The sequence below is a fragment of the candidate division WOR-3 bacterium genome (assembly GCA_029858255.1).
Taxonomy (GTDB): domain Bacteria; phylum Hydrothermota; class Tepidihabitantia; order SM23-42; family SM23-42; genus SM23-42.
In genome coordinates, this window is the sequence record JAOUFJ010000020.1 from 13,759 (window position 1) to 28,462 (window position 14,704).

The window sequence follows — 14,704 nt, forward strand, 5'->3', positions numbered from 1 at the left end:
AATTGCGAAATGCGAATTGCGAATTTACAAAGACAGTCCTCGATGCGTTCATCTCATCACTTACTCAAACCACAACGCTCGTACCGTGTCATTGCGAGGGGTCGGCCGTAGCTTCAGCGATGGCGGACGACGCGGCAATCTCCGACAGTAAAGGATCGTTAATTCCGTTACTATCGTTGTTCCCGTTTGAACTGGATGCGAACTTCTGCATCATCTTGCATAGCAAGAAGTTATACGAATACGATCTACGAATCACGAGTACGAACCCGTATCCTAACCTCAATCATTAGTCGATTTTGTACCTGGGTTCTTGTCAGAAACGATCCATCGCCCACCGGGCGGTTTGTGCAAGTACTGTGTCACTGTCTCTGCAATACTTGTTGAGCAGCGGTATTGTGGTCTTTTCACGGATATTACCAAGGGCGATCAGTGCGTTTCTCTTAATCGCCTGGAAGTTGACCCAGCGCGCTGCCATCTGGTTACGCGCATACCTCTGCCGGTACTCTCTCTCAGACATCGACAGTATCTGCTGGAGTGATGCCGAAGGTCCGACATGTCCGACCTTCGCACGAACAGGCTGTGCCTCGACTTTTTGATTGACTGGGCACTTGTCCTGGCAATCAGTACAGCCGTACAGTCGGTTGCCCCATACCCTGGCGATGTCATCGGGTAACACGCCATGCCAGTTAGTCAGTGCCTGGATGCATCTGCGGCGATCAATAACATACGGCTCTATGATTGCCTGGGTCGGGCATGTATCAATACAAATGGAACAATCTGCGCAGTCACCCCTGTTCGGTGGATCTGGATGGATTTCGATATCGGTGATTATCTCGCCGAGCACGATCAAGGAACCAAAGCGACGATTTATGATAAGACTGTTTTTCCCGTAATATCCGATACCGCTACGTTGGGCAATTGGTTTTTCTGCAATGTGCTCGTTTGAGAGTACTACAGACGTTGCCATGTATCTACTTTTCAAAACGCTGGCGAACTTCTGCAGGCGTTCCTTCAGGTCGGCATAATGATTACGCCAGGTATAGCGGGCAATCAACCCGTGTGGTTCACCTGCTGCATTACTCTCAGCTCGCTCGTTGGTGAGGTAGCACTGGCAAGCTGCGATGATCGATCTTGCTTGGGGTAAAACCGTTCTAACATCGCAGAAATCATCGATATTCCTCAAGTGCCAGTGTTCGCTGTCGAGGTATAACCCATCCTCAATTTGTTGCTTGATACGGAAGGCGGCATCAATGAACGGGTCCGGGGTTGTGATCTTAATTGCATCGATGCCAAAGTCAGACCCAATCGTTCGGATTATCTGGGCATCGATCACAGCAGAGAAATTTTGAATCTACTTAAGTAGTATTCCCAGAGGAAAGAATACGAGATAACCAACGATAAGAAGAATTGGAGCGAACACGATGTCTCCGGCCGCGAGCAAAATGAATCCCACAACGACCAGAATCAGTCCGACCCCAAAGAAAATCATGTTCTTCTGTGAGAACTTGACGGTGGCAATAATTCCTTCCCGTTTTGCCGGTTTATCTTTCTTGATCTTCTGTTTTTTCGCCATTTCTTACTCCTTCGCTACCCCGATGTCTGGATTTTTCGGGGTCGCCCGAGAAATTTAATACGCGCATGACTAGCCTTCACTCTTTTCTGACATCTGCCAGCTTGATGAATTCTCCGTCTTCTATCTTATAGACGCCGAGAATTTCCGTGCCGCGCAAGGTCTCACCAATCAAACGCGGAAGATTTGACCGTTCATAACTGCTAATAGATCTTAACTGTAGAAGCACCGTATAGAAACGCGCCGTGAATTCGTTAATTGGAAGGCCCGAGGATGTCAGTTGTTTTGATATCGTTTCATCAATTGCAGATGGTGCAACGAATACCGAACCTTCCACATACTTCTCACCAAGACGCGGTACCCTCTCACTCTGAAAAGCTTCGGTGCCGAGGAGAGTTATTTCCTCAAGACCATAGTAAGCCACCTGGGGTGCCGCATTGATGATCATATCTGTATCCATGGCTAAGAAAAGCGCCCCGGGTTCCTTCTTCTTGATCGCCTCCAATTCCTTTTGCATGGTTATCGAATCCGCAGGGAAACTGACCATAGCGACGACCTCGCGGTTGTTTCGCACCACCTCCTGCGCAAATGCGTTGGCAATAACGCGGTGGCGGCTTTCTTCAGGAAAGAGAACCGCGAATCTGTTCAATCCCATATCATACATGCTGTACCGGGCTAACATCCGCGCCTGATTCTCATAGGATTGCCCACGCGTGAAAACGAGCGGGAGCGCTTCAAAACGCCCTTCAGTGCTCATGGGCAGTATGATCGGAATGGCTTTCCCGAAGGCGAAACCACATAATGTGAATGCCTCGAAAGAACTGACTGGCGCGATCAGGAAATCGACACCTACTTCCTCGACAAGTCTTGCCGCGGCCAGGGCTGCATCTATGGGATCAGATTTCGTGTCCAGAACATGGAGTGAAAAAGGAAGCATCTTGTTCTTTTCGAATGCCCTGACAACAGTGAGCAAATTCTGTCCGATATTCGAATATTTCCCCGTAAGCGGCAGCAGAATACCTGCTCTGCCAGTGGCTTCTCCAAGGCTGATAAATCTCTTGTATTCTTCTGCTTCATACAAATACCGGGTCTCTGGAAAGCGTCTGACCAGCAGGTTGAAATCACGTTCTGCTTCTTCTTTCTTACCTTTTTGTGCCTCGGCTTGACCAAGGTGATACAGTATGTGTTCATCGATATCTTCAGCCATGAAGATCCGGTGTAACTTTTCGAGTTCGGCAATCGAAAGGTCCGGAAGCATCTCAAGAATCCGTTCGAATGCCTTCTGTCTACCCGACGAATCTTCGGCCTGAACGTAGTACTTGCTCAGGTAGTATGCTGCCTCATAGTCTTCGGCAAGGTGGAAATACGATTCACCGACCAGAGACATCGCGTTGAGGTAGTACTTGGAATTAGGAAATTCCTTTAGGTATTTTTCTCCAAAGGAAACTGCATTCTTGAACCGGGCCAATTTGTACTGGCAGAATGACCCGAGGTACAGTGCCGGTTCATACGATTCAGTCCCGCTGTATTTTTCGACAACCTCCTCGAAGGCAACAAGCGCATTACTGTAATCCTTGCGCTTGAAATAATCATTGCCTCTTTCAAAAGTGACCGCAGCTATTTCCGCTACTCTTTGTGAATCCATATCGGCTGCACCTTTGGGTCTTATGTAAGCGCAACCAAGCAGCAGAAGGAAGATCAGTGGAAGGAATATTGTTCTTTTCATTTTCTCAATATTAATCAAAAAAATTGCCATGTCAACGGGCAAAACCACGATTGCGAAACTCACAAAAGACGTTAATTCCGTTGGGTCCGTTATTTTCGTTAATACCGCTATGACGACGAAGCGAATTGCGAAATGATCTCGTTCCTCGTGCTTCGTAGGTCGTATTCGTATCTTGCATCGAGTGCCAAGTGCCAAACGCGAATAACGAGAATAACGGAATTAGCGGGAGTAACGAAAGTAGCGATCGTGCCGATGAACGAATTCTTGACTTCTCGCAGTTATATTCATATAATCCAACATGCTTGAAGATAACAATGCAAAAGAAAAAGACACTGGACAGCAGGAAGCGCCAAAACTACTCGACGAGCCGATCAAGATGAAAGAAATCGTCTATATGATGATACTATCGCTGGAAGGAAAAGCATGGGCATATCTCGATAAAGTAGCACATCCAGAAACTCAGAAACATCTAAAAGACGCCGGAGAAGCAAAGGTAGCGATAGATGCCATCGATGCACTCTACAAGGTCATCGAACCCGTGCTTGAACAGGCTGACAAAAAAGATATTCAGGTTCGCCTTGCCAACCTGAGACTGAATTTTGCCAAAGATTAGAATCTCTGCCTCGCCGCGCCGATATCTGATTGCTGTTGGATCGCTTTCAATAATACTTGCGATCTATCTCTACACACTCTGCCCTGATGTCTATTTGATAGATTCAGGCGAATTGGCTGCGGTTTCCTTCACCCTGGGCATTGCCCATCCCACTGGCTATCCATTATACACGCTGATATCGTACTTCTTTGCTCACTTGCCTGGAGAACCTATATCGTACCTTAACCTGCTTTCAGGCTTGTTCTCAGTCGCAGCTGCCGCATTCCTTTACGCACTCGCACGTCGTGTAACGGGCAGCAAAATTGCGCCGGTTCTCACCGTCTCAGTATTCGCTTTTTCTCCCATGATCTGGCGCACATCCATCACAAATGAGGTACACGCGCTTACAGGATTGTTTGCTGTTCTGCTGCTTTTTCTCGCCTACCGGTGCGACAATGACCGAATACTATACCTCATCATGTATCTAATCGGTTTGAGTCTGACAAACCACATGATGATCGTATCCCTCGCTGCGCCAATCTTCGTTTACATTCTTATCATTCATCGCCCAAGCCTCGCCAGGATATCGATCGGAATCATGTTTCTGTTACTGGGTCTTACCCTGTACTATTACCTCGTAGCGCGTACGAATGGGGGGGCAAAACTGGCATGGGGGAATACCATGAATCTTGAGCGTCTGTTCTGGCATGTAAGCGGAAAACAATACCGCGTGTGGATGTTTACACTCTCGCCGGCAGAAGTAATCAAGAACCTTATTAACGGCGGCCGGATCCTTGCCCGTAACTTCTTGTATCTTTTCACCATACCTTCCCTTGTCGGCTTTTACGTATTATACAGGGAAAACCGCCGGATATTCTGGCTGTTATTGATTATTCTCACACTCAACGTACTGTACACCATCAATTATTCTATTCCAGACATTGAATCCTACTACATACCAACATTCATTGTGTTAGTAATCAGCTTCACCTACGGGATAAAGCAACTAGGCAAGTATCTGAAGAATGCTGTCGTCCTGACATTGGCTCTGGCGATTCCGGTCATTAATTTCGATTCCTGTACGCTCAGAGGTAATACCTTCGGCATGGACTTCGGTCAGGCCCACACTCTGATGCTCCCTTATTCCAGCCTTTTGATCACACCTTACTGGGATATATACGCGCCTCTCATGTATTCCCGAGAGATCAACCGAACAAGAGAAGATCTCGTGGTCATTGACAAGGAATTACTTCGACGCACATGGTATCTTATATACCTTGAGCGTGAGTATCCCGTTTTCTACGCAAAAGTGGAATCATCTATTGATGCCTATCGTCTTGAACTTGAGAAATTCGAATACGGACGGTTGTATAAACCACAGACAATACAAGCGAGATACGTCGAAATGCTTGAGAGCTTTATCGATGCCAAAATAGAGGAAGGTGTATACTTCTGTTCCCCGTGGCCTGATTATGACTTTGATGCTGTCAAACCGCAATACCTAAGAATACCGTTCGGGCTCGTCCACAGAATCGTACGCGGCACGCCGTCAGTGCATTTCGATTTCGACGAATTTGACCTCAAGCGCCCGCCAATAGTAAATGATGAACGGGTTCGATATAACTTGTTAATAGTACGTAATATGCTGCGCCAAAACCTTGGATACTTCCAGGCAACCGGTAACCAAGAACAAGAAGCAAAAGTACGTCAACTCTTGAAATCTTTCTAGACGTAACGTTAATTTCATTAATCTCGTTACTATCGTTATTACGGCTGGATACTTGATTCTCGACTCAAGGTACGAATACGATTTACGAAACACGAATACAAGATATCCAAGTTCGCTCTGTCGGTATAGCGGTATCAACGAAAATAACGGACCTAACGGGAATAACGAGATTAACGTCTTTTGTCAATTTCGCATTTACCATATCGTTCATGTCTTGACAATCCTACGCTCAAGTCTATAATTTGAGATGAAAAAGGCGGTCGTTGCGCTCGGCGGCAATGCAATCTCTTCCACTGGCAAAGAGGATATTCATGAACAATTCGCCAATACACGCAGTAGTCTTGAAGGGATTGTCGAACTAATACAGGAAGAATACAAACTCGCAATAACCCACGGCAATGGTCCCCAGGTCGGCAATGCTTTGCTCCGTGTTGAAAGAACAAAACAGGACATCCCTGCACTGCCGTTAGGCGTTATAGTTGCAGACACTGAAGGCGGCATGGGTTATATGATCGAACAGAGTCTGCAGAACAGGCTCATGGCCCTTGGCATAAAGCGCGATGTTGTAACAATTGTCACTCAGGTCATTGTGGACCCTGATGACCCGTCAATCATAAACCCAACAAAGTACATTGGCCCTTTCTATACGAAGAAACAGGCCGAGAGTCTCGCAGAAATGTTCAATTGGGTAGTTAAAGAAGATTCAGGACGCGGTCATCGCCGGGTTGTACCGTCTCCAATACCCAAAAGAATTGTCAATCGGACCACAATTCAAACACTGGTTGATCTGGGAACAATTGTCATCGCGGCTGGCGGCGGTGGCATACCTGTGTACATCGAGAACGACGGGTCCTACGAGGGTGTCGATGCGGTTGTAGACAAAGACCGTGCCTCGGCTGTTCTCGCACACGATATAGACGCCAGAACCCTGCTTTTTCTTACGAATGTTGAATGCGTATATATCAATTACAAGAGAGATGACCAGCGGCCACTGACGGTCATCAGCGCCGGCGAAGCAAGAGATTATCTAAAGAATGGTCAATTTCCGCCGGGAAGTATGGGGCCGAAAATTGAGGCCGCAACCAGCTTCCTGGAAAGCGGCGGAAAGGAAGTAATCATCACCTCACTTGGCAAAGCCAAGGAGGCGATTTTAGGTGACGCCGGTACTAAGATCGTGAGATAGTTTATTCTATAACAGAACAGGCCGCCACATCGCGGTCATCACGGCACTCGAAATACCGCCTACAATAAAGTAGATTACGATCATCACAATAAGGGTTACGACAAAATAACCGACCAGCTTATCCCTGGGAGTCTCCATCATAACCGGCATACCGATGTACAACAAATAAAAGGAATAGAGACTTATAAGGAAAACGAGTATGCCCAATGCAGGCAGTATATTGAGGATACCAGCTATGAACATCGGTGTTGAAGAATAGACGGCCAGTTTATATGCATTGACACCGCTCTGTTTGGAACCGAATGATGGTGCTAACGCGTTAATGACCAGACCCTCGATGTAAAGAGCCACGAGTATCAGTACATACCACACGATTGCCCAGACAAGCGCGTAGGTGAATGGTATCCTAAAGAGCCCGGTGATTGGCCCAAAACTCTGACCAATCAGAGTGAACCCTAGGAAACCGGCAAGTGCAGGGAGCGCAGCCAGAATCATTGCATAACCAGTAAAGACTTGCCCGATTGTCGTGGATTCTGCCTTGATCTGAGGCCATGCATCCTTTGGTTTGAAGATTATATCTTTAATACGTTGAATCATACTACCTCCTTTTCCCACCTTACTTTTTGCGAATAGAAGTGCTGACCAAGAACTATATTTTGATCTTCTCGGCTATGTCACCCAATACTGGTATCTTCCAGTATTGTCCCTGAAGTGACTTCACCATCCCAATTATTGCCAGAATAATCCATACAATGCTGCCGACCGGTCCGATGATGAACCAACCTATAACAGGTATATAGCTCAGCAACCAGACGAGCACTGCAAAGGCGAAAAGCACCAATCCCTGTTTCCCGTGAAACAGGGCGAATTTGTTATCTTTCTTACCGAGCAGAGGTACTAAGAATAGAATCCACCAGTATCCAATAAATGCCCATATCTTGCCGTCTTCAATCTCTTTGTTGGCCTCTGGCATATCTCCTCCTTTGTCTTAAGTATAACACTAATATTGCGAAAGTCAATAATCCGTTCAACATGCTGGATTGATACTCGATCCTTGATCCTGGATACTCGATTCGAAACAGGACCGTGATTGCAGCGTAGCGTGTCTTCAGGAGCGAAGCGACATGACTCCAGCGTGAGCATGTCTTCAATCCGCGCGGCGGATGTGTCTTCAGTTCTACGTGGGTAGTCCCGGATCCACAAATACTACCTCTTCTCTCATCAACATAACAGCTCCTGGTTTCCCTTTTTTGTCTTTCTTCAAATACTTGCGCTGCGTGTAGGATACAGGCACATTCCGTTGTGTTCTTGCCTTGCTGAAATAAGCCGCAATGGCTGCTGCTATTCTTATCTCGTCCTTCCCGGGACGCTGCCTTTTTGGTATATTCGGTCGTAGTATCGTATGCGCGCCCTCTACACCCCGTGCATGGAAGAAATAATCACCGGAACGCGCTTGTTGAAAGGTCAATTGATCATTGCTTCTTGCACTCTTACCAACAAATACCACTGATCCAGAATCAAGATTGAATTTGTGAAACGGTTCGCGCTTGAGTGTCGTTTTGCCGGTTTCTTTCTTCTCACGCACTATCACACCCGGTTTTTTTCCTACGGCAGCCATTTCCTTTTCCAAGCTGACGAGCTGCTCCCGAAGCCTGGGCTGTCCCCTTTTTTCCTTCTTATACTTCAAGAAATATTTCTGCGCGTTTGCCTGCGGAGTCAGGCGCGGGTCGAGTTTCACGGTTATACTTTTTCGCGTATATGGACTCTGGAGTTCGACCGATAAATGTCCCTTTTTGACCTCTGCCATATTCGCCAGGATCAGTTCGCCACACTCACGAAAAAACTCTATCTCCTTCATCGGAAGCAGTTTCTTCTGTAGCCGACTGATACGTCTTTTCAGCCTTCTTATCTGCAGACGCCGCTCCTGCTCAGCATGTTTGTCATCAGTCTCCTCAGAGAATTGCATGATAGCATGTTTGAAGAGTTCATCGAGACTGCTGAATTCTGTCGCACCATCGTCTGCAAAAAGACTTATGCAAAGAGGTTGAGAAGAAACCAATCTAGGACACGCAGCCTTCCCCCGCACAATGGATTGCAGTATTTTAAGGTTCTTTGCATCCAGGAATTTGGCCATTCTTATGTCAATCCCCTCGATATTCTTCACCATACTTTCAACATTCATATTTGCGATATCTTCCTCACCGAAATCAAGGATAGAAGATTTGGGTTCTTTCTCAATGAAGCGCGTGAAAATATTTTTCTGCCAGGACCCAACCCTTACGCTGAAATTCGGCGCTTCATGGTAAAAGGACACGATGATTTCCATACTTTCCCTGCCCGGAAAAGGTTTTTCCAGGATCATCCTCATGACGGGCGCGAAACTATCCTGTAAGACATCAACAACCCTGCATGCCTTCACGACATCGGCGACGGCCTTCAGTGGTTCGTAGCCACTTACTACATTCTTAGCCAGAAACATACCGAGCGTAGTAGGATGCAGCGATACAACAAGAGAGTGCTGATTGAATATTATCTGGATGATCCTACGTCTTATCTGTATGTCTTCGATGTGCTTACCGATTAATTTGTCTCGGATTTCTCTAAGCAGCAAGTAAAGATATATCCCGTTCATATCATGCGACAAAGGTTGCGTTAGTTTGCCTGACAGACATATTTTTTGTCAATGCAGCGATCCCCGCAATTGTATTATCGCGCCGAGTATTCCCGCAGGTAATCCAATACTGCTTGCATGTCTTCAGGAAGAGGTGCCTCGAGGTGCATCTTACGTTTGCTGCCAGGATGTACGAAATCAAGTTCGGCAGCATGTAGTGCCTGCCGGTCAATCAAACCCAAGATGCCCTTGAAAACGGGCAGCTCTTCACTTTTTCGAATAACACCGGGGCTGCGACCACCGTAATCCTTGTCACCAACTATCGGACATCCTATATGCTTAAAATGAACCCTGATCTGATGGGTCCGGCCGGTTATGAGGACAACACTCAAGTGGGTTGCGATTCGAAAACGTTGCTCCACGGTAAATTTCGTCGTGGCGAGCTTTGAGGATAGAGGTGTTACCGTCATTTTCTTTCTGTCCAAACCACTGCGCCCGATCGGTGCTTCGATCACTCCTTCTGGCAAACCCGGGTAGTTCCAGCAAATGACTTCGTACTTCTTCCTTACCTCCCGCCGCTCAATCGCACGGCTCAACGAAGTCAACGCGCTGTCGGTCTTGGCGAATATTATCAAACCAGTAGTATCCTTATCCAAACGATGCAGTACACCCGGACGAATTTTGTCACCGAGGGTGGGCAACTGGCCACAATGATGGAGTAAGGCATTGACCATTGTGTGTTGAAAATTGCCTCGCGCGGGATGCACGACAATACCTTTGTGTTTGTTAACAATGATAATCTCACTGTCTTCATGGACAATATCCAGGGCAATCTCCTCGGGCTGCATCTGAGGTACCACGTGAACCTGAAAATGCACGCTGATCTCATCACCGGTCTTCACCCGGTACGAACTTTTCACCGGACTATTGTTGACGAGCACTTTACCGGTGCTGATGAGTTTCTGGGTGAGGCTTCGTGACAGACCTATGCCTGCGCTGATCAGGTACTGATCGATGCGCCGCCCCTTCTGCTTCTCGGCGACGACACGGGAGAATTCCTTAGATTCTTCTTGACTCAAGGACTTCTTTCTCCATAGCTATTATCTTCTGAACCCCGTAATAACCAAGATCCATCAACTCATCAAAACGCTTTCGTGCAGCCGGCATCTTCTCCGCGGTCGCCTGCACCTCGATGATTTTACCGCGGCCTGTCATCACCAAATTCATATCGACTTCAGCGCTACTATCTTCCTCGTAATCAAGATCCAGCATGGACTGACCTTTGACAATACCCAAACTCACGGCGGCGACATAATCGAGAATTGGCGACTTGGTGAATTGCCTGTTGACCATCATCTTGGCGACCGCGCTGTACAATGCAACAAAAGCGCCGTTAACCGCCGCTGTCCTCGTTCCACCGTCTGCTTGTATCACATCACAGTCAATAATGAACGTCCGCTCCCCTGCGAGACGTAGATCGAAAATCGGGCGCAGCGAACGTCCTATGAAACGACGAATCTCCTGTGTCCTTCCGCTTAACCGACCGGTATGCGCTTCGCGGAGTGTCCGCTCATGTGTCGCAAAAGGCAGCAGAGAATACTCGGCCGTCAACCAACCACTGCCCCTGCCGATCAAGAAGGGAGGCACCCGATTATCTATGCTGACCGCACACAAGACACGCGTGCGACCGGCCGAAACCAAACATGAGCCAGCGGGATATTCGAGATAGTCAAGTTCAAAAGTCATTTTACGCAACGCATCAACACTCCGGTCGTCACGTCTCATTTCTTCTCCTTTCACTCATTGTCCAGTGAACGCCAGCAAACTCTGACTCACGACAATAAGCGAATTCACTTTGCACGACTCCTCAGGGAAACACGAGAGAAGTTCTTCATTGGCTCACCCAAAAAGCGTTCACCTATTTCTTTGTAATTCATTGAAAGGTCGGTCAGGTAAATGGCTGTGCTGCCCGTACCCCTGGGGTTCTCCATATCCAATTCCTTCAAACTCTTCGCCAGTTCTGAACCTACTTCAGCCGATGCATCCACGTAGTTGATATCGCCCATAATTGCTTTGATTGCCTTAAGCAAGAGCGGATAATGGGTGCATCCCAGGAGTAATGTATCAACATTATCTTTCTTGAGCGGCTCAAGGTATTCCTGAGCAACAAGCCTCGTGACCTCATGATCGAGCCATCCTTCTTCTACCAAGGGCACGAACAGCGGACATGATCGGCCCAATATCTCAGCCTGTGCGCCTTCCTCCTTGAAAGCCTTCTCATAAGCACCGCTATAAATGGTCAGCGATGTTCCAATTACACCGATCTTGCCGGTCTTCGCCACGTGCATTGCCCTGCGAACGCCTGGACGTATTACACCGATCACGGGTATTGAGAATTCCTTTCTGATCATATCGAGCGCTACTGAAGCAGACGAATAGCACGCTATGACTACATACTTTGCACCGCGATCAACCAGGAATTGAGTGTCCTCAAGTGAAAATTGAATTATAGCGTCGATTGATTTGGTTCCATATGGCAAGCGCGCCGTATCTCCCAGATAGATAATGTCTTCACGGGGTAGGATCTTTCTTACTGCTTTCACTACGGTCAATCCGCCAATACCTGAATCAAAAATTCCAATGGGACTTTCCATCAATTGTTCAACCTCCTCTCGTAATCTTCGATATAACTCTTTATGCCTCGATATATGCAGAAAGCCAGTTCTTTCTGGAAATTCTTCTGTCGCAGCATTTTCTCTTCGGCAGGATTAGAAATGAATGCGCATTCAACCAATACAGCCGGCATGAAGGCACCATTAAGAACATAGAAACCTGCCTGTTTCACTCCTCTTGAAGGTATTTTCAGGTGTTTCTCTGCAGAGATCTGGATATTCTCGGCAAGATGATTCGATTCGTCCAGGAAGGCGCTTTGTGCAAGGTCGTATAGGATGAAGCTAAGGTCACCATTGGGCATCACAAGGTTATCGAATTTGAGCGAAGCATTCTCCAGTGCGGCGACTGCTCGTTCCTCGCTGGTTTTCGCGTCCGACAGGAAGTACGTTTCGAAGCCACTTCGCGGTGCGCCCTTCAAATGCGCATTGCAGTGTATGCTCACAAAGATATCTGCAGCGTTGCGATTTGCTATGTTGGTGCGTTCCTTCAGCGAAAGATAGACATCCCGGTCGCGGCTCAGAATGACTCGTATCTTAAGAGAATCTTCAACGACATCTCTCAGCATTTTGCATATTGCCAGGTTGACATCCTTTTCGTACAAACCCTTCTTACCCACCGCCCCAGGATCAATGCCTCCATGACCCGCGTCGAGGACGATCAACGCCACCTTCTTACTCACCTTGTTGAAGAATACGACTTCATCGTCCCTCTCGATAACCGAATTGACGCCCTCCAGGGCCATCTCTATAGAAGTGTACGTGTTGTGCGGCGTGAGTTTCGCGTCAGTCACTGCGCCCTTTGGTTTGAGCGTTGGCTTTTCTTTGTAGATCCCGTCGATCTCTATTATTGCCAGTCGTGTCGAGAAACGAACATCAAAATCGATATATCCAGTCCAGGTAAACTTAACAACGGTCGAATCAGCCCGGGAAAGCAATGAAATCTTGTTGATTATTGGTATTTCGGTCACACTTTTGATAAAAATCAGTTTCTCGAAGGCGCTGCCCAGCGTCGTGGTGATCAATTGTACGGGGAAATAGACCTCGCCGTTTCGGTAGACCGGGGCAAAAGGCAAATGATAGTAGTGATTGCCATATTCTATTGTCCTTATGTCCGGAATGAGCAAAAACCTGCGGCCTCCTTGGGTAAGATGAAGCTGCTGGGTGGTATTATCCATGATATAGCCAAGACCCAATAATTCGGCAACAGACTTAAGAGAAACGTAATCATGCAGCTCGAATCTCTCGGGCTCGAGTACTATGCTTGTTTCTTCATACGTAAGCCTGTACTTATTCGGGACAAAACATAACAATGAAAGCAGCAGCAATGTCATCGCAGCACTTTCCTGGCTTTGGCAATCTTTCTTTCTTCTTCTTTTCTGAGTATCTTCTCTTTCTTGTCATACAGGCGTTTGCGCCGGCACACGCCAATCTGCATTTTGGCATATCCCCTATCTGTAAAATATATCTTAAGCGGGATCAACGTATTTCCGCGCTGCTGCACCAAACCGTACAGCTTCTTGATCTCCTTCTTATTCAGAAGAACCTTCCGCTTTCGTTTTGGGTCTAACTTGCCTGTACTGCTATACTTGTAATTCGTAATGTGCAAATTGAATACGTATACTTCACCATCGCTGATATGACCATACGCATCACTTATCGACACCATTCCCTGGCGTAGAGATTTCACTTCACTGCCAGAAAGCACCAGTCCTGCCTCGTATGATTCAAGAACGTGGAAATCATGCAGTGCCTTGCGATTATTAGCCACAATTTTCACGGACGATTATAACGACAACCAATCGCTAAGTCAAGGGAATGCGGCAACGGTGAGCACGGTACCGGATGAGCTTGTGAAATGTCGCCTCCGATTTATGAATTCAACGGGTGTTGATGCCCAAACGAGGAAATATTGACAACCGCATTGTTGACAAAAAAAGAATTCTGGTTATATTAAACTTAATGATTTCCTTTGATAAGGTATCAAAGATCTATCAAAAGGATTGGGTCGCGCTTCAGGACATCACTTTCGATGTTGGAAAAGGTGAATTCGTCTTCATTTGCGGTTCAACCGGCGCCGGTAAAACCACGCTTCTTAAGATGATATACAAAGATGAAGAGCCGACTCGCGGTGCCATTAAGGTATTAAACCAGAATCTCAAGGATTTAAGAAAAAGAGAAATTCCTAAATTTCGTCGAAAAATCGGCGTTGTTTTCCAGGATTTTAAACTACTGCAGGACCGTACCCTTGAGGAAAATGTTGCTTTCTCCCTTGAGGTCACGGACACACCACCCCGCGAGATAAGAAAGAAACTCATGGAAACCCTTACTTACCTTCGGCTCAGCCATAAGAAGTACGCTTTTCCTTACCAATTATCGGGCGGCGAACAGCAAAAAGTCGCCATCGCACGTGCTCTGGTCAGGGACCCGTACATATTGCTGGCTGATGAACCTACTGGCAATCTCGACGCAAGAAGCTCCGAAGATATAACAAACATCCTTCTCGATATCAATTACAGAGGCACAACGGTTCTCATGGCGACCCATAGCATCAGTCTCGTGAAGAAAATGAAGAAAAGAATGCTCAGGATCGAAGATTGCCGTCTTGTTCAGGATAAATAGAG

15 protein-coding genes are annotated in these 14,704 nt (G+C 47.0%); 4 read left to right on the forward strand and 11 right to left on the reverse strand.

The annotated features are described in order from the left end of the window. Window positions 1–313: 313 nt before the first annotated feature. The 3 genes from queG to OEV79_08810 form a co-directional block, all read right to left on the reverse strand. Window positions 314–1,333 carry a tRNA epoxyqueuosine(34) reductase QueG gene (queG, locus tag OEV79_08800; GenBank protein ID MDH4211534.1) on the reverse strand — a complete coding sequence of 340 codons (1,020 nt, stop codon included), beginning with the start codon at window positions 1,331–1,333 and terminating at the stop codon, window positions 314–316. 18 nt (window positions 1,334–1,351) lie between these two features. Further along, on the reverse strand, window positions 1,352–1,573 hold the full coding sequence (locus tag OEV79_08805; GenBank protein ID MDH4211535.1) for a hypothetical protein: 222 nt from the start codon (window positions 1,571–1,573) through the stop codon (window positions 1,352–1,354). A gap of 76 nt (window positions 1,574–1,649) precedes the next feature. After that, complete coding sequence (locus OEV79_08810) at window positions 1,650–3,296, reverse strand: penicillin-binding protein activator (GenBank protein ID MDH4211536.1); 1,647 nt, start codon at window positions 3,294–3,296, stop codon at window positions 1,650–1,652. Between the two features lie 298 nt (window positions 3,297–3,594). On the opposite strand from OEV79_08810, the gene OEV79_08815 reads away from it, so the two are divergent. The 3 genes from OEV79_08815 (at window position 3,595) to arcC (ending at window position 6,800) form a co-directional block, all read left to right on the forward strand. Further along, on the forward strand, window positions 3,595–3,909 hold the full coding sequence (locus OEV79_08815) for a DUF1844 domain-containing protein (GenBank protein MDH4211537.1): 315 nt from the start codon (window positions 3,595–3,597) through the stop codon (window positions 3,907–3,909). Further along, window positions 3,896–5,617 carry a DUF2723 domain-containing protein gene (locus OEV79_08820; GenBank protein ID MDH4211538.1) on the forward strand — a complete coding sequence of 574 codons (1,722 nt, stop codon included), beginning with the start codon at window positions 3,896–3,898 and terminating at the stop codon, window positions 5,615–5,617. Before OEV79_08815 ends, OEV79_08820 begins: the two co-directional genes overlap by 14 nt. Before the next feature lie 247 nt (window positions 5,618–5,864). Then, window positions 5,865–6,800 carry a carbamate kinase gene (gene arcC, locus OEV79_08825; GenBank protein ID MDH4211539.1) on the forward strand — a complete coding sequence of 312 codons (936 nt, stop codon included), beginning with the start codon at window positions 5,865–5,867 and terminating at the stop codon, window positions 6,798–6,800. Between the two features lie 6 nt (window positions 6,801–6,806). On the opposite strand, the gene OEV79_08830 is transcribed toward arcC, so the two are convergent. From OEV79_08830 to smpB, 8 genes are all read right to left on the reverse strand, one after another. Further along, window positions 6,807–7,397: a YIP1 family protein gene (locus OEV79_08830; protein MDH4211540.1), complete on the reverse strand. Its 591-nt coding sequence runs from the start codon at window positions 7,395–7,397 to the stop codon at window positions 6,807–6,809. A 52-nt stretch (window positions 7,398–7,449) separates the two neighbouring features. Next, the gene (locus OEV79_08835) at window positions 7,450–7,773 is read right to left on the reverse strand and encodes a DUF4870 domain-containing protein (protein MDH4211541.1); all 324 of its coding nucleotides are present in this window, start codon (window positions 7,771–7,773) and stop codon (window positions 7,450–7,452) included. 204 nt (window positions 7,774–7,977) lie between these two features. Beyond that, window positions 7,978–9,432: an NFACT RNA binding domain-containing protein gene (locus OEV79_08840; protein ID MDH4211542.1), complete on the reverse strand. Its 1,455-nt coding sequence runs from the start codon at window positions 9,430–9,432 to the stop codon at window positions 7,978–7,980. Between the two features lie 74 nt (window positions 9,433–9,506). Then, window positions 9,507–10,490, reverse strand: coding sequence for an RluA family pseudouridine synthase (locus tag OEV79_08845; GenBank protein MDH4211543.1), 984 nt, complete (start codon window positions 10,488–10,490; stop codon window positions 9,507–9,509). After that, window positions 10,471–11,196 (reverse strand): ribonuclease PH, encoded by a 726-nt coding sequence (rph, locus tag OEV79_08850; GenBank protein ID MDH4211544.1) that lies wholly within the window; start codon window positions 11,194–11,196, stop codon window positions 10,471–10,473. The genes OEV79_08845 and rph overlap by 20 nt, the downstream gene beginning before the upstream one ends. 65 nt (window positions 11,197–11,261) lie before the next feature. Beyond that, complete coding sequence (murI, locus tag OEV79_08855) at window positions 11,262–12,065, reverse strand: glutamate racemase (protein MDH4211545.1); 804 nt, start codon at window positions 12,063–12,065, stop codon at window positions 11,262–11,264. After that, window positions 12,065–13,414 carry an N-acetylmuramoyl-L-alanine amidase gene (locus tag OEV79_08860; protein MDH4211546.1) on the reverse strand — a complete coding sequence of 450 codons (1,350 nt, stop codon included), beginning with the start codon at window positions 13,412–13,414 and terminating at the stop codon, window positions 12,065–12,067. Before OEV79_08860 ends, murI begins: the two co-directional genes overlap by 1 nt. Next, window positions 13,411–13,860: an SsrA-binding protein SmpB gene (gene smpB / locus OEV79_08865; GenBank protein ID MDH4211547.1), complete on the reverse strand. Its 450-nt coding sequence runs from the start codon at window positions 13,858–13,860 to the stop codon at window positions 13,411–13,413. The genes OEV79_08860 and smpB overlap by 4 nt, the downstream gene beginning before the upstream one ends. A 182-nt stretch (window positions 13,861–14,042) precedes the next feature. On the opposite strand from smpB, the gene ftsE reads away from it, so the two are divergent. Further along, window positions 14,043–14,702: a cell division ATP-binding protein FtsE gene (gene ftsE / locus OEV79_08870; GenBank protein ID MDH4211548.1), complete on the forward strand. Its 660-nt coding sequence runs from the start codon at window positions 14,043–14,045 to the stop codon at window positions 14,700–14,702. The last annotated feature ends 2 nt before the right edge of the window (window positions 14,703–14,704 follow it).

Coding starts and splice junctions, on each gene's coding strand:
- OEV79_08805 (MDH4211535.1), bottom strand. CDS start 1,573: ATGGCGAAAAAACAGAAGATCAAGAAAGATAAACCGGCAAAACGGGAA.
- OEV79_08810 (MDH4211536.1), bottom strand. CDS start 3,296: ATGAAAAGAACAATATTCCTTCCACTGATCTTCCTTCTGCTGCTTGGT.
- OEV79_08815 (MDH4211537.1), top strand. CDS start 3,595: ATGCTTGAAGATAACAATGCAAAAGAAAAAGACACTGGACAGCAGGAA.
- arcC (MDH4211539.1), top strand. CDS start 5,865: ATGAAAAAGGCGGTCGTTGCGCTCGGCGGCAATGCAATCTCTTCCACT.
- OEV79_08830 (MDH4211540.1), bottom strand. CDS start 7,397: ATGATTCAACGTATTAAAGATATAATCTTCAAACCAAAGGATGCATGG.
- OEV79_08835 (MDH4211541.1), bottom strand. CDS start 7,773: ATGCCAGAGGCCAACAAAGAGATTGAAGACGGCAAGATATGGGCATTT.
- OEV79_08840 (MDH4211542.1), bottom strand. CDS start 9,432: ATGAACGGGATATATCTTTACTTGCTGCTTAGAGAAATCCGAGACAAA.
- rph (MDH4211544.1), bottom strand. CDS start 11,196: ATGAGACGTGACGACCGGAGTGTTGATGCGTTGCGTAAAATGACTTTT.
- murI (MDH4211545.1), bottom strand. CDS start 12,065: ATGGAAAGTCCCATTGGAATTTTTGATTCAGGTATTGGCGGATTGACC.
- OEV79_08860 (MDH4211546.1), bottom strand. CDS start 13,414: ATGACATTGCTGCTGCTTTCATTGTTATGTTTTGTCCCGAATAAGTAC.
- ftsE (MDH4211548.1), top strand. CDS start 14,043: ATGATTTCCTTTGATAAGGTATCAAAGATCTATCAAAAGGATTGGGTC.